Consider the following 20998-nt stretch of genomic DNA (forward strand, 5'->3'; position numbering starts at 1 on the left):
TGGCCGGGGTTTCATTCTTCGTTTTCTCGTGGTTTGACGCGCGTTTAGGGGACGAGCCCCGCAATGTCTAACCCAAATTCCGATGAGCGCGCGAAAATACTGCGATTCTCGTCATGTTCAAGCGATTTTTCTGAGCGCCTGCTATGACAGGAAATCGCCCTCGTGTCACTCGTCTTTTTTCATCGCATCGCGCAAACCAGCCAGTCCGGCGAACGGCTTGACGTCCTCATCCGTCATCGCCTGTTTGCCCGGCTCGGTATAGTCAGCTTGCCCCAGTTCCGCGCCGTCCTTGCGCGGGTATTGGGGCAAGGCCAGCGACAGCGCCTCGATCATGATCGCTTGCGGATCGATTTCGGCGCCCAGCGGTTCGGTTTCGTCCCCTTCGGGAATTTCGAACTCTTCTTCGTCCGGGTCACTCCAGTCGGCCAGAAATACTCGTGTGACCGGGAGATCGATCCGGGTTGTCACTGGATCCAGCGAGACGACACAGGGCTGAACGACCGTCGCGCCGAGCTTGCCTCTGACCACCCAGTCTCGCTTTCCCTGCGCGCGTACGTCTCCCTTGAAGCTGAGTTTGCGCAGCCCCAGCAGCCCAAGTTCGTCCTTGATCGCCGCCAAAGATTGGGTCCCGGGGCGCAAATCAAACGGCGTCGGCGTGTTTTGCGGCAGGTCGGCCACCCGCAGAGATGTATGGTTGCTCACTTCATGGCCCTTTCCTGTGTTGAACCGAGGCACCGGTTTCTGTAATCGGATAGAAGCCGCAAGAGGCCAAGGCAAGAGGGTGCAGATGTTGAAGATCGTGAACAGGTTCAATCCGGCGTCGAAGACGCTTGTCTTTGCTGCGTGCCTGGCAACCCTAGGTGCCTGTACGGCGACCTACAAAAACCACGGCTATATTCCACCGGCCGAAGAGCTGGCAGAAATCAAAGTTGGCGTAGACACCCGCGACAGCGTGGCCGAAGCGGTCGGCGCGCCCACCTCGACCGGTGTAGTTCGGGATTCGGGGTACTACTATGTGGCGTCGCGTGTCCGGTTTTACGGCCCCAAGAAGCCCGAAGTGGTATCGCGAGAGTTGCTGGCCATCAGTTTCGACCAGCGGGGTGTTGTGCGAAACATTGAACGTTTTGGCCTGGAGGATGGAATCGTAGTGCCGCTGGAGCGCCGCGTTACCGAATCCAACATCGAGGACCAAGGGCTTATTCGCCAGCTGATCGGTAACATTGGCAACTTCAACCCGGCCAACATCCCGGGGGCAACAAACTAAAGTTCCGCCAAACTTGCGATGGTCACACGACAGTCACACATTGCATGGTATCGATACGGCAAGTCGATTTCGGGTCAGCAACCGCGGATGATGCGACCATGGCACTTTTGCTCGGTAAGGGGCGGTATCGCGCCCGTCTTGCGCAGTCACCGCAGGACGTTGCGGCGGCGCAGCGACTGCGGACACTGGCTTTTGGAACGGGGCAGGCCGATCAGGACGATTTCGATCCGGTCTGCGCGCATATACTGGTTGAAGACGTGCGAAACTGCGGGCAATTGGTTTGCTGCTTCCGCATGCTGACAATGAACAGCGGCGCTGAAATTGGGCGCAGCTATTCCTCGCAATTCTATGACCTTTCGGCGCTTGAAGGTTTCAGCGGGCGGATGGTTGAGATGGGGCGGTTCTGCATACATCCCGACTGTTTCGATCACGACATACTGCGCGTCGCATGGGGGGCCATGACCACTTATGTGGACGAGAACGAGGTCCGGATGCTGTTTGGCTGTTCCTCTTTCGCAGGCACCGAGACGGCTGAGTACCTGGACGCATTCGCCATGCTCAAACATCGCCATCTGGCACCGAAGCGCTGGTTGCCCCGGGTCAAGGCACCGGATGTTTTCCGCTTTGCCGCGCGCCTGCGGCGCAGGCCGGATGTGAAGAAGGCGATGCTGCGGATGCCGCCTCTGTTGCGGACCTATCTGATGATGGGGGGCTGGGTCAGCGATCATGCGGTGGTGGATCGGCACATGAACACGTTGCATGTGTTTACCGGGCTTGAGATCGGAGCGATACCCCCGAGCCGCAAACGTTTGCTGCGAACCGTGGCCGGGTGATTTGAGTATTTTGGAAAAGGTGAAGCGGGGGCGTTGACGCGTCCCGTCAGCCGGTTTAGCTGGCGGGCATGGCGAGAATTCCTTTGTTGCAGATGTCCGGTATTTCCCTGACGTTCGGGGGTGATCCGGTGTTTTCCGGGCTTGATCTTGTGGTCCAGCCCGGTGATCGGGTGGCCCTTGTCGGGCGCAACGGATCAGGCAAATCCACATTGATGAAAGTGATGGCGGGTCTGGTCGAGCCTGATCACGGCGAAATCGTTGTGCCGCCCGGAAAATCGGTTGGGTACATGGAGCAGGACCCGACGATGGAAGGGTTCGCAACGCTGGGCGATTACGCGTCCAGCGGATTGGAGCCGGGCGAACTGTACAAGGTGGAACGCGCCGGTGAGGGGTTGAAGTTCGACCCGTCACGCGCGGTTGAGACCGCCTCGGGCGGCGAGCGGCGGCGGGCGGCGCTGGCCAAGCTGATGGCCGAGGCCCCGGATCTTATGTTGCTGGACGAGCCGACCAACCATTTAGATATCGAAGCGATTGGGTGGCTTGAACGCGAGCTGGGGTCAGCGCGGGCGGCTTTTGTCCTGATCTCGCATGACCGTGCCTTTTTGCGCGCGCTGACGCGGGCGACTTTGTGGATTGATCGCGGGTCGGTGCGGCGGCAGGAACAGGGGTTTGACGCGTTCGAGGTGTGGCGGGACAAGGTCTGGGAGGAGGAAGACCAGCAACGCCACAAGCTGAACCGGCTGATCAAGTCCGAGGCGAAATGGGCAGTTGAGGGCATTAGCGCCAGACGCAAGCGCAACCAGGGTCGTGTGCGTGCCTTGCAGGCGCTGCGGGCGGAGAAAGCAGCGCAGATCAAACGTCAGGGCGCTGCCGCCATGTCATTGGAATCCGGCCCGAAATCCGGCCGAAAGGTGATTGTGGCCGAAGGGCTGGCCAAGAGCTTTGGGGATACGCAGATCGTGCGAAATTTCGATCTGCTGGTTCAGCGCGGTGACCGTGTGGCCTTTGTCGGGCCCAATGGTGTGGGCAAGACGACGCTGTTGAAGATGCTTCTGGGACAAGAGGCGCCGGATGAGGGCGCGGTCAACCTGGGGACCAATCTGGAGATCGCGGTTTTCGATCAGACACGGGCGCAGCTTGATCCCGAAATGACCTTGTGGGACAGCCTGACCGGTGATCCGGACATGCGGGTGTCGGGCAAGGCTGATCAGGTTATGGTCGGCGGCCAGCCCAAGCATGTGGTTGGCTATCTCAAGGAATTTCTGTTCGACGAGCGGCAGGCGAGAGCAGCCGTTAAGTCTTTGTCTGGTGGGGAAAAAGCACGTTTGCTGTTGGCGAAGCTGATGGCAAAATCATCGAATCTGCTGGTGCTGGACGAACCGACCAACGATCTGGATGTCGAGACGCTGGACCTGTTGCAGGAACTGCTGGACGACTATGATGGCACGGTTTTGCTGGTCAGCCATGACCGGGACTTTCTTGATCGCGTGGCCACCACTACCATCGCGATGGAGGGTAATGGGCGCGCCACGGTCTATGCTGGCGGCTGGTCGGATTACATCGCGCAACGCGGCGACGTGACCGATAAGAAAGAAGAAAAATCAAAGCCTTCAAGGGCAAAGGTCAAGCAGGAGACGAAGCCGAAATCGGGACTGTCCTTCTCGGAAAAGCACCGGTTGGACAAGCTTCCGGCCGAGATCACGCGCCTTGAGGCTGAGATTGCCAAGCTGGAAGACCTGATGTCCGACCCGGAGCTGTTTACCCGAGAACCGGTCAAGTTTCAGAAAGCCACCGATGCGCTGGTCGAGCGGCAGGAGAAACTGTCCGCCGCCGAGGAAGAATGGCTGATGCTGGAAGAAAAGGCCGAAGGCACTTAGTACAGTTTTGTACGTCCCGGCATCCCGGGTGCGTTTGATTTGTACCAAATTCCTGCGGCCGTATTCGGTGCATCAGCGCATGCGCAGCGCGCCGTCGATGCGGATGACTTCGCCGTTCAGGTAACCCATCTCGACGATGAATCCAGCCAGACGCCCGTATTCACGCGGATCACCCAGACGGGGCGGGTTGGGCACGTCGGCGGCAAGCTGCTGCTGCACCTCTTCCGGCAACCCGGCCAGCATCGGGGTCATGAAGATACCGGGCGCGATGGTCATGACGCGTATGCCGGTCGAGGCCAGATCACGGGCCATGGGCAGGGTCATGCCCACCACGCCACCTTTGGAGGCAGCATAGGCGGCCTGACCTTTCTGTCCGTCGAAAGCCGCGATCGACGCCGTGTTGATGATCACCCCGCGTGCGCCGTCGGGTTCGGGTTCGTTCCGCGCCATCTCGGTTGCGGCGAGACGTGACACGTTGAAGGTGCCGACCAGATTGATGTCGATGGTTCGCTGGAACGCGTCTAGCGGGTGGGGGCCATCCTTGCCGACCGTCTTGATGCCATAAGCGATACCGGCGCAGTTCACGGCGGCCGTGATCTTGCCCATCTTGTCCGTGGCCAATGCGATGGCAGCAGAGACCGAGGCCTCGTCAGTCACGTCCGTATTCGCAAAGTGCCCATTGATATCCTTTGCCACCTGCGTTCCCCGATCAGCGTCCCGGTCCAGAATCGTGACCTGAGCACCGTTTTCCGCAAAATGGCGGGCAGTGGCTTCGCCCAATCCGGATGCGCCGCCGGTGACGATCGCGGCTGTGGTGGACAATTGCATGGCGGGCTCCTCTGCGGTGATTTGAACGTATGTTCATTTAATGGGAAGAGGCTATGCCTGTCCAGTCGTGTGTGCAGGAAGGTCCGTTTCCGTCTCAATTGGGTAGTTTATCGCCTGACGGGTGGTTTCACTCGGCGGCTGAGACGTCAGGAATGGTTGCTGTAACAACGTCCGAAGCTTTGATCTTGTAGACTGAAGGCGCGAGTTCGCTCTGAGACTGTCGGATGAAGATTTCACCTGTAACCCAAACCGGATCCGCAGATATGTCGACGCCTTCCGGATACTCAACAGAAATTACCTGATCAGGAAGTGGTGCGGTTGGATGCCGGCACGTCTGAGACAACAGAGGCACTAACAGGAAGTCTTTCACGTCCTTGAATTCAAACTCAACGGGATGAGCGTACCCGGCAATGAGAACAAGATCGCCTTCCAGGTCAGAGTTCCCCGGCACGCATTCGGCAATCTGCATCGATAGCATACGATCGCTTAAGTCTCTGGGCAGGCAACTTGGGTTTGACAGGTATTCATCCAAAAACTGAGCGCACTCGACAAGGCGGCCTTCGCGAAGATCTGACCATGAAATCTTTTGTGGCTCGGACTGTGCTGCCAAACCGGTCAGAGAAACAAAGAAGACTGAACAGACCGGAAGCCTAATTGTCATTCTGACCGTGTGAAACAGTGAGCGGGCTTTTGTAATCCGGTTCGGTCAAACCCTGTTTACGCATCGCAATGCCGGTCAGGCATTCCCTGATCGTTCGATTGGCATTCAAAGCCGAAACGTAGGTTGGGTCCATCAACGGAGCCAGTTCGACAATTTCGAACCCAATCACATTTGCCTCGGCGCAGAGACGACGAATTATCGGAAAGATTTCGCGCGGCATCAGGCCGCCAGGTTCGGGCGTTCCCGTGCCGGGGACAAATGCCGGGTCAAAAGTGTCGATGTCGAAAGAGATATAGATAAACTCCGGCCCGTCATTTGCTTCGACAATGACGTCTTCCATAACCGCGTCCCAGCCGCGATGTTCGATCTCGGCCATGGTATGATAGCGGAATTGGTTGGTGCGCATCCACTCAAACGCTTTTTCATCCGGGTAGTATCCGCGCAATGCGACTTGAATGAAGTTTTTGCCCTCGACCAAGTCTTCTTCGATCAACCTGAAAACAGGCATGCCATGGTTGATCAGGTGTCCAAAGCCATACTTTCCGGCATCGTAGTGTGCATCGAAATGAACGACGCCCACATTGCCTTTTCCATAAACGTCCGTCATCGCAGCGACGTTTGGGTACATCAGAGAATGATCACCACCAACAATAAAAGGTATCACATGGCTGCCGTCAGCGTGTTGCACTGCCGCTGCCTGACCAACAAAAGAACGGACCGCATGAATTGTGCGCTCGGTGCTCATGATGTCGTTCGGGGCGTTTCCGTAGTCAACAACTGTCATTTCCTGCAGCGGATCAACCATGACGTGCATATGCGGCTGCCGCGCCCCACGGCCGAGATACAACGAGGAGTTACGAACTGCATTCGGACCGCGCGACGCCCCGCGTGCGCCGGTCCCCATGTCAGTAAAGGCACCCATGATGGCGACGTCAACTTCAGCAGCGGCTAGATCGCCGGGCGTGAATGCTAACGGTTGGTGCAAGAAAGTTGGGAGTTGCATATAGCCTTGACCAGGGAAACGCTGAGGGTCGACAACCCCGGGTTCTCGTCCTTCACGCTCTCCTTCAAAACTTGGCAAAGGAGTGCGCCATGCATTGTAAGTTGGATCTTCAGTGTCCAAAGGAATAACGGGTTGTTCCCCCTCACGGATCGGTGCTTGGGCACCTTCGAATTCATGACCATAAATTTGAGCGTTTGCGGAACTTGCAAAGGCAACGCACAAAATAGCGAGCGTGAATTGGAGACTTTGAAACACCGGAGGCTCCTCCCTTGGTTTTGGCTGAACCGAAACTATCGCCGAAACTGCGGATTTTCGCAAATTCTGGCTCGGGCGTGTCCTTTGCACTGGGATTTAAGGCCTTTTGTCAGCATGTTTTTCCTCCTGCAAATCCAGAGTTTCTTTTCCAGACTTGCGACCTTGTCCACTTAGCTGGCGCTCCGCCCATGGTTAAGCTTGGCGGTCAAACGAAAACGGCCACCGGTCAGATGGCCGCTTCGAAGAATTGTATTTGTCTTCAGCCCAGCTGCACCAGCGCATGACGCTTTTTTCCGGCGCTCAGCTTGATCGGTGAAGACAGCGCGCCTGCGTCGATCATCAGGCCCGCATCCGTCAACGGTGCGTCGTCCAGTTTGGCGCCGTTTTCGGCGATCAGGCGTTTGGCTTCCTTGCCCGATTTTGCCAGGCCGGATTTCACGATGATCTGCACGATGGACATGCCGTCGCCCAGTTCATCCACGCTGAGGGTCAGGGTGGGCAGATCACCTCCGACACCGCCTTTTTCGAAAACCTCGCGGGCGGTGGCTTCTGCCGTCGCGGCGGCGTCGGCCCCATGCAGCAGCGTGGTGACTTCGTTGGCGAGACGGATTTTGGCCTCGTTGATCTCGGACCCGGCCAGCGCGCCCATGCGGTCGCATTCCTCGACAGGGAGTTCCGTGAAGATTTTAAGGAAGCGGCCCACATCTGCGTCGGTGGTGTTGCGCCAGAACTGCCAGAATTCGTAAGCGCTCAGCATGTCGCCGTTCAGCCAGACCGCGCCGCCCTGCGACTTGCCCATCTTGCGGCCATCGCTGGTCGTCAGCAGCGGCGTGGTCAGGCCGTAAATCTCCTGATCCAGAACCCGGCGGGTCAGGTCGATGCCGTTGACGATGTTACCCCACTGGTCCGAGCCGCCCATCTGCAGAACGCAGCCATAGCGGCGGTTCAGTTCAAGGAAGTCGTAGGCCTGCAGGATCATGTAGTTGAATTCGAGGAAGGACAGCGATTGTTCACGATCCAGCCGTGATTTCACCGATTCAAAGCTCAGCATCCGGTTGACTGAGAAATGCCGCCCGATATCGCGCAGGAAATCGAGGTAGTTCAGACTGTCCAGCCATTCGGCATTGTTCAGCATCAGCGCGCCGGTTTCGCTGTCGTCATAGGACAGGTATTTGGCGAAAACCTGCCTCATGCCCGCGATATTGGCGTCGATCTGTTCGGGGCCCAGCAGAGGGCGCTCGTCCGAGCGGAACGAGGGATCGCCCACCTTGGTCGTGCCGCCACCCATCAGGGTAATCGGCTTGTGGCCGGTCTTTTGCAGCCAGCGCAGAACCATGATGTTCATCAAATGGCCCACGTGCAGCGACTGCGCTGTGGCGTCATATCCGATATAGGCAGTTTGCACCCCGCTGATCAGCGCGTCGTCAAGGCCCTGATAATCGGTGCAGTCGGCGAGAAAGCCGCGCTCGATCATCGTGGCGATGAAATCCGATTTGGGGTGGTAGTTCATATCGTGCCCTCGGGGTTGATGTTGCGGGGCACTGTATAGGCGGCGGGATGAGTAAGGGAAAGGCACCTTTTTCGCTGAGATCGATGCCTAAGGGTCTTTCGGTTCAGGTGACTGGTCGACCGGTGGCAGGCTGAACGCGTATATCATTGCGATCAGGTTCAGCACCGCCAGCACGAAAATGGGCGTGACCGGGTCATGCAGATGCGCCACGGCGCCAAGAATGGCGGCGAACACGATGCCGACCAATCCGGCAATCACGTCCCCCAGCGCAACAAGGTAGGGACGTTCCTTTTCCTCGGTCAACTCGATCAGATAGAGGTAGCGACCGTAGATCACGCCATTACCTCCGACGGACAGCAGCAGGATCACCAGCGCGTAGAGCCAGACGTTCTGTGCGTAGCCCAGCATCGTGAACGCCAGCGCCAGAATGGCGGATATCATCGAAATCAGGCACCCTAGCCACATGACCGGCTTGACCGACATGCGCCCGCTGAGCCAGCCCCAGACGACCGAGCCGATCACGACACCTGCGCTGGCGGCCATGACGAAGTAGCTGAGCGAGTGTTTGGTGCCCACATGGTAGGTCGCCGCGTGGATGGTGTAGAACGGCATGGCCAGTTCCACCGAGATGAAGATCATACGGGCGGTCAGAAATTTGCGATACCAGCCCAGGGCCATGCCGGTTTTGAAGCCGGTGGCAAGCTCGGCAAGGGGCTTGGGCTTTTGTGCCGGTGCGGGTTTGGCAGCGTGTTCTTCCTCAAGCAGGCGGACACCGGCAAAGCTGATACCGGCGGCAAACATCGCGACAACACCGCACCACATGACGACGATATGGCGTTGCAGGGGTTCTTCTGAGGCCAGAAGATCCTTGGTGATCCAGACGATCACGATTGCCAGAACGCCCGAGATCGTGGCCTGGGCAAAGACCATCCGGTTGCGCTTGGCCTTGGGAACCGAGACGCCGTAGATCTGGCTGGTGCCGAGGCTGGTGATCCCCTGACACAGGCCCATGATGATCGCGGTAATCAGGAACAATGCGACCACCATGATCTGTGGCAGGTTGGTGGCAAACAACGCCACGACGGCCAGGATGGCCCCGGTCAGGATGTTTGGGATATAGACCGCCACTTTCGCGCGGGTCACGCGGTTGATGAAGGGCGAGACGAAGATTTCAGCGATCAGCCTTGCGCCGGTGACAAACGGCAGCAGCAGGCCTGCAACGAAGGTGGGGGCTCCAAGCGCAAGATAGAGGAATGGCAGAACCAGCCGGGGGTTGACCAGTTGCCCGCCGATCGTCGCCAGCGCGCCTGACCAGAAAATCAGCTGGTAGTTGCGGGCTTCAATCGGATTGGTGCCCTCGGGGGTGTCCGGTCGCTGCATCGGGTAATGACTCGGGTGTTCAGGTTTCGATACGGTTGTAACTTGCCATACTCGGTCACTTTTTCGCAAATCCCCCGAGTGTCGGAGTGCGGTGCCGGGCTGGATATAGATTTGAGGCAACGATTTCGGTTGCCTTGTGATCGGCGAATTTCATGCGGCTTGCTTTGTGCGGCTATACATGGGCAGGTTGAGCCTGACGCCGGGATTTCAGGCGCAGAATGAAGTTGCAGGAGAGACAAGGGTGGGGCAGGCCATCAAGAAAAACGGGTCCGTCAGAGCTTTGGGCGCCATGTCCGGAACTTCTCTGGACGGGGTGGATGCCGCCGTGGTGGTAACGGACGGGCGCGAGATTCTCGGGTTTGGGGAAAGCCTGTACCGCGCGTATTCGGATGAGGAACGCACGCTGTTGCGCAAGGCGCTGGGACGCTGGCACGGCCCCGAGGTCGACGCGGCGGAAGAGTTGGTGACCCGCGCCCATGCCGAGCTTCTGTCAGAGTTCGAAGAGGTGGACGTCATCGGGTTTCACGGACAGACCCTGGCCCATGCGCCGAAAACACAAGGGACGTTGCAGGTTGGCGATGGAGTTGGCCTGTCGCAGGCGCTGGGCTTGCCGGTGGTCTGGGATTTCCGCAGCGACGACGTGGCGATGGGGGGCGAGGGGGCGCCGCTGGCACCGTTCTTTCACTTTGCCTGCGCCAAATGGATTGGCGCGACCCGGCCACTGTGTTTCCTGAACCTTGGCGGGGTCGGCAACCTGACCTATGTGGATCCGGCCTGTGCCGGGCCAGAGACGCCGGGTGCATTGCTGGCTTTTGACACCGGTCCGGCCAACGCGCCGGTTGACGATCTGATGCAGGCGCGCTTGGGTCTGCCAATGGATCGGGACGGGGCCGTGGCGCGGGGCGGTACGGTGGAGACAGGCGCGCTTGAGCTGTTTCTGGCAGAGCCGTTCTTTGCCCGGATGCCGCCGAAATCACTGGATCGCAACGATTTTGCCGAGATGATTGAACTGGTCAGAGAGCTCGGCGATGCGGATGCAGTCGCAACCCTGACCGGAATGTGCGCGGCCGGTGTGGCGCAGGGGTTGGAACATTGCCCGAAACCGCCCGAACGGGTGCTGGTTACGGGCGGCGGACGGCGCAATCCGGTGCTGATGAAGATGCTGAGTGTGTCACTGGACTGTCCGGTCGAACCGGTCGAGGCCGTTGGATTGGATGGCGACATGCTGGAGGCGCAGGCGTTTGCCTATCTCGCGGTGCGCGTCGCGCGGGGGCTGCCGACCTCGTGCCCGGGAACAACCGGGGTCAAGGCGTTGGTGGGGGGCGGGATTGTATCCTCGCCGTCCCGTGGGGTCGCGGTTGGCGGGTAAGGGGCGCTGCCCCTCGGCCTTGCGGCCTCACCCCGGGATATTTGGGGCCAGATGAAGAACGGATCCTAACGGCTAAGGCTTTGGGCGTAGTCCGAGGTGAATTCGGCATAGCCGTTTGACGTGGATTTCAGATGCGCCTGTGTCCAGCGGTGCGGTTCGGGCAACTGATGGAACGGGACGTTCGGAAACGCGTGGTGTTCCGCGTGGTAGGGCATGTTCCAGGCGAGAAAGCGGATCAGCCTGTTGGTGAAGGTGGTGCGTGAGTTTTCCAGCATGTTGGCGACGGGCGGGCAGAGGCCGTGTTCGGCCAACAGGTAGAGACGCAGGAACGGCTGGCCGATCAGAACCGGAAGGATCCATAGCCAGAAGAGGGTTGGGGAAAACAACAGGCTGAGGACCGCGAGGGTGTAGAGGGACAGGAGACAGCGCGCCTCGGCCCGGATTGCGCGATGCTGGCGGGCGGGCAGGTAGGGCGCGTCGATCCTGCCGAAAGCGTTTCGGAACATCACCTGTGCCATGCCGGACCAGTATGGCCAGCCGCTGAGGTAGACCGCAAGGCTGCGCCAGTTGTCCGGGCGGGGCTTGCCGTCGAGCTCGGGGTCATTCTGCGGGTGATTGGTCCATTTGTGGTGGGCCAGGTGGAAAAAGCGAAACCATGTGAAGGGCAGCGCGATGGGAACCGAGACCACGTGGCCGACCGCGTCGTTGAGCCATCCGGTCCGGAACGGGGTTTTGTGGGTGCATTCGTGGCTGAGCGTGAACAGGAAGACAAGAAGAATGCCCTGCGGCAAGAGCAGAACGGGCCAGAACGGGATTTGTGCAGCGATGCCGGCACTGGTTGCAGTCAGAACCCCAAGATAGATCAGAAGATGTTTCAACCCGAAGATGTCCGAGCGCCTTTGCAGACGGTCCTTTGTGTCTGCCGGGATGGAAGAGACGAGTGCGCGGTGATCCATGAGGTCAGCCGCGCAGGATGTCGAAGCCGGGTTCGGCCAGTTCGAAGCCTTCGAACTGAAACCCCGGCGAGACCGTGCAACTGACCAATGTATAGGCGCCGGTGCTGCGGGCGGATTGCCAGTGGTTTTCCGGCACGATCAGTTGCGGCTCACCCTCAGACAGATCGGGGGTGAGCAGGTGATCGGTGGCCGGGCCGTGGCTGGTTGCGCTCAGCGAAAGGACCAACGGCGCGCCGGCGTGGTAAAGCCAGATTTCGGTGGCATCGACACGGTGCCAGTGGCTGCTTTCGTCTTGCTGCAGAAGGAAATAGATGCAGGTTCCAGTGGCGCGGCCTGAATTGCTGGCGCGCCAGGTTTCCCGGAACCAGCCGCCTTCAGGGTGGCGCTGCATTTGCAGGTGATTGATGATCTCTTGTGCGGTCATTTGATCCTCGGATGTTCGGGTCAATTATGCACGGGATGGCGCAATCCGCTATGGCAATCGCAGGCACAGGCCATATGTTTGGCGCATGACCCTGACGATCCCCTTCGACAATTCCTACGCCCGACTGCCGGATACGTTTTTTGCGCGGCAGGCGCCGGTTCCTGTTCGAGCACCGCAGATGATCGCGTTCAATGCCGATCTGGCCAAAGTTCTGCGAATTTCTGCGGGTGATGTGCAGGAAATGGCCGAGACCTTTGCCGGAAACGCCGTGCCTGCAGGGGCCGAACCGTTGGCGCAGCTTTATGCCGGGCATCAGTTCGGGCATTACAATCCGCAACTGGGCGATGGCCGCGCCGTGCTTTTGGGTGAGACGGTCGGCACGGATGGGGTGCGCCGGGACATTCAGTTGAAAGGATCAGGACCGACCCCGTTTTCGCGGCAAGGGGACGGACGCGCCTGGCTGGGGCCGGTGCTGCGCGAATACGTGGTGTCCGAAGCCATGCACGCGCTGGGCATCCCGACGACCCGGGCGCTGGCGGCAGTGGAAACGGGTGAGGTCGTTCTGCGGGAAGGCCCGTTGCCCGGCGCGGTTCTGACCCGGATCGCGCAAAGCCATCTGCGGGTCGGCACGTTTCAGGTCTTTGCCGCGCGCGGGCAGTTGGACAGTTTGAAACGACTGACGGACTATGCGATTGCGCGCCATTATCCCGACGCAGAGGGTCCGATGGGCCTGCTGCGTGCGGTTGTCGACGCGCAGGCGCAACTGATCGCGGGCTGGATGAGTGTGGGGTTTATTCACGGGGTGATGAACACCGACAATTGCTCGGTTGCCGGAGAGACCATCGATTACGGGCCGTGTGCCTTCATGGACAGCTATCATCCGAACACGGTCTACAGTTCGATTGACCGGATGGGGCGGTATGCCTATTCCAACCAGCCCGAGATTGCCGTCTGGAATGTGGCGCAACTGGCCACATCGCTGATCCAGCAGATAGAGGACAAGGAAGCCGCCGTCGAGGAGGCGACGGAGATCGTGCACGCCATGCCCGAGCTGCTGCAGGCGAACTGGTTGCGCCGGTTCCGGGCCAAGATCGGTCTTGCGACGGCAGAGGACGGCGACCTTGAAATGATTTCCGACCTGCTGACACGGATGGCCCAGAACGGCGCCGATTTCACTAATACCTTCCGCGCGCTGGGCAGCGATGCTGCACGGGACCAGTTCACCGAGCGCGAGGCGTTTGACGCCTGGGCCGAAGGATGGCATGCGCGTCTGGCACGCGAGGCAGACCCGAAAAGCGTTATGGCAATGGCCAATCCGGCTTTCATCCCGCGTAATCACCGTGTCGAACAGATGATTCAGTCCGCCGTGAAAGGAGACTACGCGCCGTTTCACCGTCTGAATAAGGTACTGGCGAACCCATACGTGGATCAGCCCGATGCGGCCGGCTTGATGCGGCCCCCGACCGAAAGTGAGGTGGTCCGGGCGACCTTCTGTGGCACGTGAGCGCAGAGGCTAGGGTTTCGCCTGATACGGGTTGATCGTGTCCGGCCAGCGCCGTTGGTACTGGGTGACCAAAAGCAACACATCCGATTCAGGTAGTGCGGTTCGTGCATCGCTGATCATACGCAGGTTCAGGGTGTCGATTTCGTTTGCAGTGACGGGGCGGCCCGGATCATAGTAGACCGTCACCAAAAAGCTGCGCCCCTGTTTTGTCACAGACATGTCCCGCAAGGTTCCGCCGTCTTCGGCGATGGCTTCGCGCAGGGCCCGGCGCGCGGTCGCCAGATGTTCCGGGTTTGCGGTGACATTCGCCAGTTCTCCCAAACCGCCCCGGAACTCGCGAAAATAGGTACCGACAGCCAGCAGACAGAGCACCAGAACGATGATCGAGTCCCCGATCGGAGCGATGGGCGCAAGGGGGCCATCGCGGAACAGGTAGATGGCACCCAGACCCAGTCCGGCGGCGGCGGTGATCATACCATCAAAAAGCGAAGCGCGGGCCTCCAGACGCAGGATCGAACTGTTCTTTCCGGTCTTGCGCCAGGTGAAGTGATGAAAGGCCCAAAGGAAAAGACAGGTGGCCCCGATCATTGCGAAATACACGAACATGGGCGCGAAATTCAGCGGCTCGGGATCAATGCCGCTGAGGTAGCTGTAGATGTTCTTGATTGCGTTTGTGATGGCGAACAGGACAAGCCCCAGCAGTGACAGGGCACGGAAGGTGGAGAAGATGGCCTCGTCCGCCGCATATCCGAAGGGACGCAGCTTGTCGGGTCCTGCGCCGACGCGCTGGCTGATCCGGCGGCCCAGAACGGCAGAGCCGAAACCGATCAATGAAAACAGGCCATCCATCATGATGGCATTGGAGTTTGACAGGATACCGGCCAGAATACCGGCCCCGGCCATGAACAGGTTGCCCCACATGGCCACAAGCAGCGACCGACCTTCGAGGCGTTTCTTCTTGTCTGTGTCCGGCATTGCCATCCCGTTTTACCCCGAAGTAACATCAATCCGCTGCACAAATAGTCAATAGCGTGCATTTCGCCAATGATTTGAACTGCGCGGATATTGCACCGAAAAACAAGCATTCCGGGGTTGCACACGGGAACGGGCGACGCAATCTTAGAAGTCTACGACAACCGGAAGCCCATGACCCGTTCGCCGACCCTTCGACTTGCCAGTTACAACATTCAGAAATGCGTCGGGCTGGACCTTCGGCGTCAACCGCAGCGTATCCTTCAGGTTCTGGAGGGAATGAAAGCGGATATCGTGGTTTTGCAGGAGGCCGACAAACGTCTGCCACCCCGGCCTGCGGCGCTGCCGCATTTCATGCTGGACGAAGCTGGCTGGAACATTGTCGACCTGGGCGGCGCGGGCAGCCTGGGCTGGCACGGGAACGCGGTAATCTGGCGGGGTGACGCCATACAGGTGCGCAGCGCATCCCATCACGAGTTGCCGGGGCTGGAGCCGCGCGGGGCCGTTCAGGTGGAATTCGATACTCAGATCGGTCCGCTTCGGGTTATGGGGATGCATCTGGGCCTGCTGCCCGCATCACGCCGCCAGCAGTTGACGCAACTCAGGCGCAGCGATGCGGGGCAGAACAGTATGCCGACTGTCTGGGCGGGGGATTTCAACGAATGGTCGCGTCAGCCCGTGCTGGATCACCTGGTTCCGGGCATGCGGTTTCTGCCTCCGGTCGCAAGCTTTCCGGCGGCGCAACCCCTGGGCGCGCTGGACCGAATCGCGCTGGGCGGCGGCCTTGAGGCAATGCTGCACGGTGTACATAACGCGCGGCCGGCGCATATTGCGTCGGATCATCTGCCGGTCTGGGCTGACCTGCGGTCTGCAGTCTAGGGCGCACTGGAAAATCACCTGTGGCGCGCGCCGTGCAGACGTACTAAGACAGAAACCCGAACACTTCTGGGGGTCATCATGCCGGATACGATCATCACCCGATGCGAAGCCAAAGGGCTGCGCATGACGGGGCAGCGCCGCACAATTGCCCAGGTGCTGGAGGAAAGCGAAGACCATCCGGATGTCGAAGAACTGTACACGCGCGCCTCGGTCGTTGATTCCGGCATTTCCATTGCCACAGTCTACCGGACCGTCAAATTGTTCGAAGAGGCGGGAATACTGGAGCGGCTGGAATTCGGCGACGGACGCGCGCGGTATGAGGACGCCGAGCGCGATCACCACGATCATCTGATCGACATGCAGTCGGGCGAGGTGATCGAGTTCGTTGATCCCGAGATCGAGGCACTGCAGGAAAAGATTGCCGCCAAGCTGGGCTACAAGCTGAAAGGGCACCGGCTGGAACTGTATGGTGTTCCGCTGGAACAGGACTGACCCATCACGAAAAGCGATTGGTCGCTTCAAATCAATTCATTAAACCTGTCGTAATCCGGCTTGCGACGTCGCGAATGTTCCGGTTTTGGTGACTCACAGGCTCAGATTTTTTCAGCCCACCCAAACGGACACGCGCATGAACAACGTAAACGGCATATTGCTGATCATTGGCTCGATGGCGGCCTTTTCGCTTGAAGACATGTTCATCAAGCATCTGTCGACCAGTGTTTCGACCGGCCAGATCATGATTGTTCTGGGGCTGTTTTGCAGCCTTGTCTTCGTGCTGATGTCGTTGGCCACACGCAAACGCATCCTTGATCCGGTGGCGTGGCAGCCGTTGCCTCTGGCCCGTGCCGCGACCGAAGCGGTGGGGGCACTGACCTTTGTTACCGCCCTGTCGCTTGTCGACCTGTCCACAGTTGCAGCCGTGTTCCAGGCGATGCCGCTTGCGGTGACAATGGGGGCGGCGCTGTTTCTTGGGGAACAGGTAGGCTGGCGGCGGTGGAGCGCGATTGGCGTTGGCTTCATCGGTGTTCTGATGATCATTCGTCCCGGACTTGAAGGTTTCCAGCCCGAGTCCCTGTTTGTCGTGGCAACCGTGATTGCCATTGCGGCGCGGGATCTGATCACGCGGAAACTTGATGTTCGCGTCGCGTCATCTGTTGTGGCGCTGCAGGCCTACATCGCGGTGGCGTTTGCCGGTGCGGTTCTGATGGTGTTTTCGGCTCAACCGGTCATTCCGCTGCAAACGGCGCAGATCGGTCCTTATCTTGGCGCGATCGGGTTTGGCGTTCTGGGATATTATGGCATCGTAACCGCGATGCGGATCGGTGAGGCGTCGGCCCTGACGCCATTCCGGTACACCCGCCTGGTCTTCTCGATTGCCGCAGGGATGCTGATGTTCGGCGAACGTCCCGACCAGATGACACTGGCCGGTGCCATGCTGATCATGGGTTCCGGCCTTTACACCTTTGTTCGCGAGCGCCGTCTGGCGCGTGCCATGGCGGTTGCGGCCTGACGGATCGTCGCAGGTTGGCGCAAACAGGATGCTGTTAGCCCTAAAGGCCACCTGATTAGCGTGTTAGCGATAACATGACCGGTTTACTTTTCACCCGGTGATGGTATGAGGCGTGCAACTGAACGCAGCCACAGGGACGGGCCTTATGAGCACCATCATCGACATCCATGCACGTGAAATTCTGGACAGCCGGGGCAACCCGACGGTCGAAGTGGACGTGATCCTGGAAGACGGCACCATGGGCCGCGCCGCTGTGCCCTCTGGCGCATCAACCGGCGCCTATGAAGCGGTGGAAAAGCGCGATGGCGACAAGTCGCGCTATATGGGCAAGGGCGTTCTGGAAGCCGTCGCCGCCGTGAACGGTGAGATCGCGGAAGAACTGGTGGGCTATGACGCGACCGAGCAGGTGGCGATCGATCAGGCGATGATCGAACTGGACGGGACCGAAAACAAGGGCCGTCTGGGCGCAAACGCAATCCTGGGTGTCTCGCTGGCGACTGCCAAGGCCGCAGCGGATTTCACCACGCAGCCATTGTATCGCTATGTGGGCGGCACTTCGGCCCGTGTTCTGCCTGTACCGATGATGAACATCATCAACGGCGGTGAACATGCAGACAACCCGATAGACATTCAGGAATTCATGATCATGCCCACCTCGGCCGCGAATATCCGCGAAGCCGTGCGCATGGGGTCCGAGGTGTTCCACACGCTGAAACGCGAGTTGTCAGCCGCTGGTCTGGCCACCGGTGTCGGCGATGAGGGCGGCTTTGCCCCCAATATTGCGTCCACCCGCGAGGCTCTGGATTTCATCCTGCAGTCCATCGAAAAGGCAGGCTACAAGCCGGGCGAGGAAATCCACCTGGCGCTGGATTGTGCGGCAACTGAATACTACAGGGACGGCAAATACGTCCTGTCGGGCGAGAATATCTCGCTGACGTCCGAGGAAAATGCCGAGTATCTGGCGGCGCTGGTCAAGGATTACCCGATCATCTCGATCGAAGACGGCATGTCCGAGGATGACTGGGACGGCTGGAAAGCTCTGACCGACATGATCGGCGACAAGGTGCAGTTGGTGGGTGATGATCTGTTTGTAACTAACCCGGCGCGTCTGGCCGAAGGGATCGAGCGCGGTTGTGCCAACTCGATGCTGGTCAAGGTAAACCAGATCGGATCGCTGACCGAGACCCTGCGCGCTGTCGATATGGCGCATCGCGCACGCTACACCAATGTGATGTCGCACCGCTCGGGCGAGACCGAGGACGCAACCATCGCTGATCTGGCGGTTGCAACCAACTGTGGTCAGATCAAAACCGGCTCGCTCGCGCGGTCCGACCGGTTGGCCAAGTACAACCAACTGATCCGGATCGAGGAGTCACTGGGTGAGGTCGCGGAATATGCCGGAGCATCGATCCTGCGCTGAGTCGGAGCCTTTCGGCAAAAATAATAAGAATCCTGACTGAAGATCATTGCGGAGTCAGATGCTTTGGCCCGCGTGTCAAAAAAAACATGTTCCTCCCTCGCCGATTAGGCGGGGGCACGCCATTTCAGTGATTTGCGGTTGGGTGCCTCGGACAAGAGTTCCCGTAGTCGCCCGGTTCATGCCATTCGGCAAACGGCTTGGGAAACATGATTGTTTGACGGGTTCTGGCCGAGTTGTGGGGCGCAGCAGTGTGGTAGAACCGAGCTGACCAGCAATCGGGTCTATCTTCGCCCATCCAGGGCTTGGGAGAACCAGAGCGGCGTCAAACAGGTGCCAGATCGGTTGCTCATTCTATGTGTTCCAAACGATAGGGCTTTTGATGGGGGGCGTTTTCAAGCTGCCGCCTTGCTGTCTGTCACTGGAGCATGTGGTGAAAATCTCAGTTCTCCGTATCGCTTTCAGGTTGTGGCAAAGGGGCGCGTTTTGTCGCGAAAGTGTAAATTTCGGGATGCGAGGACAGAAAATATTCAAAAAATCCGAGACGAAATTAGGAAAACGCTCGAAAAGTCCGATCGCTGGATCGTCTATGGTTATCAATGCTCTAGCAGTGAATATGCTGGTCAAAAGACCGCGAAAACAGACATATCGGCGGAAAATGGCCGAGAATTATATCGTTATGTGTGAACTTGTTCCTAACGGCGGTGTCTCAACATGAGTTATCCTGATTGCATTGCAGAAAGGAGCTCACGATGTCTGTATCAAAATTCCTTCTGATGGTTTCGGCCCTGTCCGTATCCTTCCTTGCGGCCTGCGCAGGACCCGATACCTACCCGATCACAGGGATGCAGGTGTCTCAGGATGACCCGGTTCAGGAAATGTATAACCCCGATGTGATCTTCCGCGGGGAAAGCCGCTAGAGCGTTCTGCTCATCAGCATATAGCGGTCGCGGGCCTTGAAGCCGCTGCGCAGGTAGAGTTTTTGCGCAGCGTCATTGGTGCGATCGACTTCCAGATGCAGGGCCGTCACTCCGGCCTCGGCAAGGGCTTTGGGCAGATCGTGCAGCACTTCGGAAGCGATACCGCGGCCACGCACGGCCGGGCGGATGTAGATTTCATCGACAAAGCCGTCCATGCCGCCGAACTCGACCGACCACCCGAAAGTCAGGATGATATAGCCCAGCGGAGCCCGGCCGGGGCCAATCAGGTATATGCACCCATGCGGGATTCCTTCCAGAAGGGGACGCAGAGCTTCGCGCCGCTGGTCGGCATCCTGTTCAATTCCGGTCTCGGCATGGAATGCGGAAACCAGCGTCATCAGGCGGTCCAGGTCGTCCGGTCGGGCGAGGCGGAGTGCTGCGGTCATAGCCGGGCCAGCCTTTCTGTAAGCAGTGCAAAGAAACCATCAGCGTCCACATCGCCCATGAATGTGGCGTTTGGTGCGCGGTCGGTCACGCCCCACCAATCTGCGACGGTCATGCCCATGGTCAGTTCCGAATGGGTTTCAATCTCGACATTGATGTGACGCCCGCTGAACAAGTCGGGACGGATCAGATAGGCGGTGACGCAGGGATCGTGCAGCGGAGCGCCTTCGCTGCCATATTTGTTTATGTCGAACCGCTCGAAGAAATCAGTCATTTCGGCCACGGCGATGCCGACCTTGTTGCCGAGCGCACGGAAGGCGTCATTTCGGGGTCTGGTGACAAGTGCCTTGTGAGTGACATCCAGCGGCATGACGACGATAGGCCTTCTGGATTTGAACACGATATCAGCAGCTTCCGGATCGACGTGAATGTTGAATTCTGCTGTTGGGGTGATGTTTCCGACCTCAAAATAAGCCCCGCCCATCAGGACAATTTCCTGAACGCGGTCGACAATGTCGGGGGCCTTCTGAAACGCCGTTGCGATATTGGTCAGCGGACCCAGCGGGCAAAGCGTCACGGTACCCGGTGCCTGTGTACGCAGGGTATCGATGATAAAATCGACCGCGTGGCCTTGCGCCAGCGGCATCTGCGGGTCGGGCAGAACCGGGCCGTCCAAGCCGGTTTTACCGTGCACATGTTCCGCAGTGATCAGAGGGCGGTTCAGCGGGCGGTCGCATCCGGCATAAACGGGCACTTCGGTGTGACCAGCCAGTTCGCAGACGATACGCGCATTCTTGGCCGTCAGTTCCAGCGGCACGTTTCCGGCGACGGCGGTGATGCCCAGAACCTCGACCTCTTCGGGGCTGGCCAACGCCAACAGGATGGCGACGGCATCGTCCTGTCCGGGATCGGTGTCGATTATGATCTTGCGGGCGGTCATGCTCTGCCTCCGGGGGTGGTGAAGGTCGGACACTGACAAGCTGAGCGTGTCT

22 protein-coding genes are annotated in these 20998 nt (G+C 59.2%); 11 read left to right on the forward strand and 11 right to left on the reverse strand.

Annotation, left to right across the window (positions count from 1 at the left end; translation table 11 throughout):
• Window positions 1–165: 165 nt before the first annotated feature.
• Window positions 166–702, reverse strand: coding sequence for a DUF177 domain-containing protein (locus ACR0MI_RS01515; protein WP_170610515.1), 537 nt, complete (start codon window positions 700–702; stop codon window positions 166–168).
• An 85-nt stretch (window positions 703–787) separates the two neighbouring features.
• Here ACR0MI_RS01515 and ACR0MI_RS01520 point away from each other — a divergent pair, with 85 nt between their 5' ends.
• From ACR0MI_RS01520 to ACR0MI_RS01530, 3 genes are all read left to right on the forward strand, one after another.
• Window positions 788–1264 (forward strand): outer membrane protein assembly factor BamE, encoded by a 477-nt coding sequence (locus tag ACR0MI_RS01520; protein ID WP_170610518.1) that lies wholly within the window; start codon window positions 788–790, stop codon window positions 1262–1264.
• A 98-nt stretch (window positions 1265–1362) separates the two neighbouring features.
• Window positions 1363–2097 carry a GNAT family N-acyltransferase gene (locus tag ACR0MI_RS01525; protein WP_170619152.1) on the forward strand — a complete coding sequence of 245 codons (735 nt, stop codon included), beginning with the start codon at window positions 1363–1365 and terminating at the stop codon, window positions 2095–2097.
• 68 nt (window positions 2098–2165) lie between these two features.
• Window positions 2166–3974 carry an ABC-F family ATP-binding cassette domain-containing protein gene (locus ACR0MI_RS01530; RefSeq protein WP_480552922.1) on the forward strand — a complete coding sequence of 603 codons (1809 nt, stop codon included), beginning with the start codon at window positions 2166–2168 and terminating at the stop codon, window positions 3972–3974.
• 72 nt (window positions 3975–4046) lie between these two features.
• Here ACR0MI_RS01530 and ACR0MI_RS01535 read toward each other — a convergent pair whose 3' ends face one another.
• The 5 genes from ACR0MI_RS01535 to ACR0MI_RS01555 all read right to left on the reverse strand — a co-directional run bounded on the left by ACR0MI_RS01535 (window position 4047) and on the right by ACR0MI_RS01555 (window position 9611).
• A complete protein-coding gene (locus tag ACR0MI_RS01535) occupies window positions 4047–4802 on the reverse strand; it encodes a 3-hydroxyacyl-CoA dehydrogenase (RefSeq protein ID WP_170610524.1) in 756 nt (251 codons plus the stop codon).
• A gap of 127 nt (window positions 4803–4929) precedes the next feature.
• Window positions 4930–5271: a DUF3299 domain-containing protein gene (locus ACR0MI_RS01540; RefSeq protein WP_170610527.1), complete on the reverse strand. Its 342-nt coding sequence runs from the start codon at window positions 5269–5271 to the stop codon at window positions 4930–4932.
• Window positions 5272–5452: 181 nt separating this feature from the next.
• Entirely contained in the window at window positions 5453–6721 is a 1269-nt protein-coding gene (locus tag ACR0MI_RS01545) for an agmatinase family protein (RefSeq protein ID WP_480440379.1), read from the reverse strand.
• Window positions 6722–6980: 259 nt separating this feature from the next.
• Window positions 6981–8231, reverse strand: a complete 1251-nt coding sequence (gene tyrS, locus ACR0MI_RS01550; protein ID WP_170610530.1) for a tyrosine--tRNA ligase — start codon at window positions 8229–8231, stop codon at window positions 6981–6983.
• Between the two features lie 87 nt (window positions 8232–8318).
• On the reverse strand, window positions 8319–9611 hold the full coding sequence (locus ACR0MI_RS01555) for an MFS transporter (protein WP_170610532.1): 1293 nt from the start codon (window positions 9609–9611) through the stop codon (window positions 8319–8321).
• A gap of 241 nt (window positions 9612–9852) precedes the next feature.
• On the opposite strand from ACR0MI_RS01555, the gene ACR0MI_RS01560 reads away from it, so the two are divergent.
• A complete protein-coding gene (locus ACR0MI_RS01560) occupies window positions 9853–10980 on the forward strand; it encodes an anhydro-N-acetylmuramic acid kinase (RefSeq protein WP_480853687.1) in 1128 nt (375 codons plus the stop codon).
• Between the two features lie 65 nt (window positions 10981–11045).
• On the opposite strand, the gene ACR0MI_RS01565 is transcribed toward ACR0MI_RS01560, so the two are convergent.
• Together ACR0MI_RS01565 and ACR0MI_RS01570 are read right to left on the reverse strand one after the other, a co-directional pair.
• The gene (locus tag ACR0MI_RS01565; protein ID WP_170816577.1) at window positions 11046–11936 is read right to left on the reverse strand and encodes a fatty acid desaturase; all 891 of its coding nucleotides are present in this window, start codon (window positions 11934–11936) and stop codon (window positions 11046–11048) included.
• 4 nt (window positions 11937–11940) lie between these two features.
• Window positions 11941–12360: a cupin domain-containing protein gene (locus tag ACR0MI_RS01570; protein WP_170610541.1), complete on the reverse strand. Its 420-nt coding sequence runs from the start codon at window positions 12358–12360 to the stop codon at window positions 11941–11943.
• An 85-nt stretch (window positions 12361–12445) separates the two neighbouring features.
• Between ACR0MI_RS01570 and ACR0MI_RS01575 the strand changes: the two genes are divergently transcribed.
• Window positions 12446–13864: a protein adenylyltransferase SelO gene (locus ACR0MI_RS01575; RefSeq protein WP_170816576.1), complete on the forward strand. Its 1419-nt coding sequence runs from the start codon at window positions 12446–12448 to the stop codon at window positions 13862–13864.
• A gap of 9 nt (window positions 13865–13873) precedes the next feature.
• Here ACR0MI_RS01575 and ACR0MI_RS01580 read toward each other — a convergent pair whose 3' ends face one another.
• Complete coding sequence (locus tag ACR0MI_RS01580; protein ID WP_170610546.1) at window positions 13874–14839, reverse strand: cation transporter; 966 nt, start codon at window positions 14837–14839, stop codon at window positions 13874–13876.
• Between the two features lie 171 nt (window positions 14840–15010).
• Here ACR0MI_RS01580 and ACR0MI_RS01585 point away from each other — a divergent pair, with 171 nt between their 5' ends.
• From ACR0MI_RS01585 to ACR0MI_RS01610, 6 genes are all read left to right on the forward strand, one after another.
• Window positions 15011–15715 (forward strand): endonuclease/exonuclease/phosphatase family protein, encoded by a 705-nt coding sequence (locus ACR0MI_RS01585; RefSeq protein ID WP_170610549.1) that lies wholly within the window; start codon window positions 15011–15013, stop codon window positions 15713–15715.
• A 78-nt stretch (window positions 15716–15793) separates the two neighbouring features.
• A complete protein-coding gene (locus ACR0MI_RS01590; RefSeq protein WP_170816575.1) occupies window positions 15794–16207 on the forward strand; it encodes a Fur family transcriptional regulator in 414 nt (137 codons plus the stop codon).
• A 136-nt stretch (window positions 16208–16343) separates the two neighbouring features.
• Complete coding sequence (locus ACR0MI_RS01595; RefSeq protein ID WP_170610554.1) at window positions 16344–17225, forward strand: DMT family transporter; 882 nt, start codon at window positions 16344–16346, stop codon at window positions 17223–17225.
• Between the two features lie 145 nt (window positions 17226–17370).
• Window positions 17371–18645, forward strand: a complete 1275-nt coding sequence (gene eno, locus ACR0MI_RS01600; RefSeq protein ID WP_170610557.1) for a phosphopyruvate hydratase — start codon at window positions 17371–17373, stop codon at window positions 18643–18645.
• Between the two features lie 210 nt (window positions 18646–18855).
• Window positions 18856–19329 (forward strand): hypothetical protein, encoded by a 474-nt coding sequence (locus ACR0MI_RS01605; RefSeq protein ID WP_170816574.1) that lies wholly within the window; start codon window positions 18856–18858, stop codon window positions 19327–19329.
• A gap of 65 nt (window positions 19330–19394) precedes the next feature.
• Window positions 19395–19562 (forward strand): hypothetical protein, encoded by a 168-nt coding sequence (locus tag ACR0MI_RS01610; RefSeq protein WP_170610563.1) that lies wholly within the window; start codon window positions 19395–19397, stop codon window positions 19560–19562.
• Here ACR0MI_RS01610 and ACR0MI_RS01615 read toward each other — a convergent pair.
• Window positions 19559–20008 carry a GNAT family N-acetyltransferase gene (locus tag ACR0MI_RS01615; RefSeq protein ID WP_170610566.1) on the reverse strand — a complete coding sequence of 150 codons (450 nt, stop codon included), beginning with the start codon at window positions 20006–20008 and terminating at the stop codon, window positions 19559–19561. The genes ACR0MI_RS01610 and ACR0MI_RS01615 overlap by 4 nt on opposite strands.
• Complete coding sequence (locus ACR0MI_RS01620) at window positions 20005–20946, reverse strand: nucleoside hydrolase (RefSeq protein ID WP_170610570.1); 942 nt, start codon at window positions 20944–20946, stop codon at window positions 20005–20007. The genes ACR0MI_RS01615 and ACR0MI_RS01620 overlap by 4 nt, the downstream gene beginning before the upstream one ends.
• Window positions 20947–20998 lie beyond the last annotated feature (52 nt).

Source organism: Ruegeria sp. D4 (assembly GCF_056534475.1).

What these genes read in the sequence shown, in the direction of transcription:
- ACR0MI_RS01520 (WP_170610518.1), top strand. Translation starts at nt 788, where the DNA reads ATGTTGAAGATCGTGAACAGGTTCAATCCGGCGTCGAAGACGCTTGTC.
- ACR0MI_RS01580 (WP_170610546.1), bottom strand. Translation starts at nt 14,839, where the DNA reads ATGCCGGACACAGACAAGAAGAAACGCCTCGAAGGTCGGTCGCTGCTT.
- ACR0MI_RS01620 (WP_170610570.1), bottom strand. Translation starts at nt 20,946, where the DNA reads ATGACCGCCCGCAAGATCATAATCGACACCGATCCCGGACAGGACGAT.
- ACR0MI_RS01555 (WP_170610532.1), bottom strand. Translation starts at nt 9,611, where the DNA reads ATGCAGCGACCGGACACCCCCGAGGGCACCAATCCGATTGAAGCCCGC.
- ACR0MI_RS01570 (WP_170610541.1), bottom strand. Translation starts at nt 12,360, where the DNA reads ATGACCGCACAAGAGATCATCAATCACCTGCAAATGCAGCGCCACCCT.
- ACR0MI_RS01610 (WP_170610563.1), top strand. Translation starts at nt 19,395, where the DNA reads ATGTCTGTATCAAAATTCCTTCTGATGGTTTCGGCCCTGTCCGTATCC.
- ACR0MI_RS01535 (WP_170610524.1), bottom strand. Translation starts at nt 4,802, where the DNA reads ATGCAATTGTCCACCACAGCCGCGATCGTCACCGGCGGCGCATCCGGA.
- eno (WP_170610557.1), top strand. Translation starts at nt 17,371, where the DNA reads ATGAGCACCATCATCGACATCCATGCACGTGAAATTCTGGACAGCCGG.
- ACR0MI_RS01540 (WP_170610527.1), bottom strand. Translation starts at nt 5,271, where the DNA reads ATGCAGATTGCCGAATGCGTGCCGGGGAACTCTGACCTGGAAGGCGAT.
- ACR0MI_RS01575 (WP_170816576.1), top strand. Translation starts at nt 12,446, where the DNA reads ATGACCCTGACGATCCCCTTCGACAATTCCTACGCCCGACTGCCGGAT.
- ACR0MI_RS01590 (WP_170816575.1), top strand. Translation starts at nt 15,794, where the DNA reads ATGCCGGATACGATCATCACCCGATGCGAAGCCAAAGGGCTGCGCATG.
- ACR0MI_RS01530 (WP_480552922.1), top strand. Translation starts at nt 2,166, where the DNA reads ATGGCGAGAATTCCTTTGTTGCAGATGTCCGGTATTTCCCTGACGTTC.
- ACR0MI_RS01585 (WP_170610549.1), top strand. Translation starts at nt 15,011, where the DNA reads ATGACCCGTTCGCCGACCCTTCGACTTGCCAGTTACAACATTCAGAAA.
- ACR0MI_RS01525 (WP_170619152.1), top strand. Translation starts at nt 1,363, where the DNA reads ATGGCACTTTTGCTCGGTAAGGGGCGGTATCGCGCCCGTCTTGCGCAG.
- ACR0MI_RS01565 (WP_170816577.1), bottom strand. Translation starts at nt 11,936, where the DNA reads ATGGATCACCGCGCACTCGTCTCTTCCATCCCGGCAGACACAAAGGAC.
- tyrS (WP_170610530.1), bottom strand. Translation starts at nt 8,231, where the DNA reads ATGAACTACCACCCCAAATCGGATTTCATCGCCACGATGATCGAGCGC.
- ACR0MI_RS01595 (WP_170610554.1), top strand. Translation starts at nt 16,344, where the DNA reads ATGAACAACGTAAACGGCATATTGCTGATCATTGGCTCGATGGCGGCC.
- ACR0MI_RS01615 (WP_170610566.1), bottom strand. Translation starts at nt 20,008, where the DNA reads ATGACCGCAGCACTCCGCCTCGCCCGACCGGACGACCTGGACCGCCTG.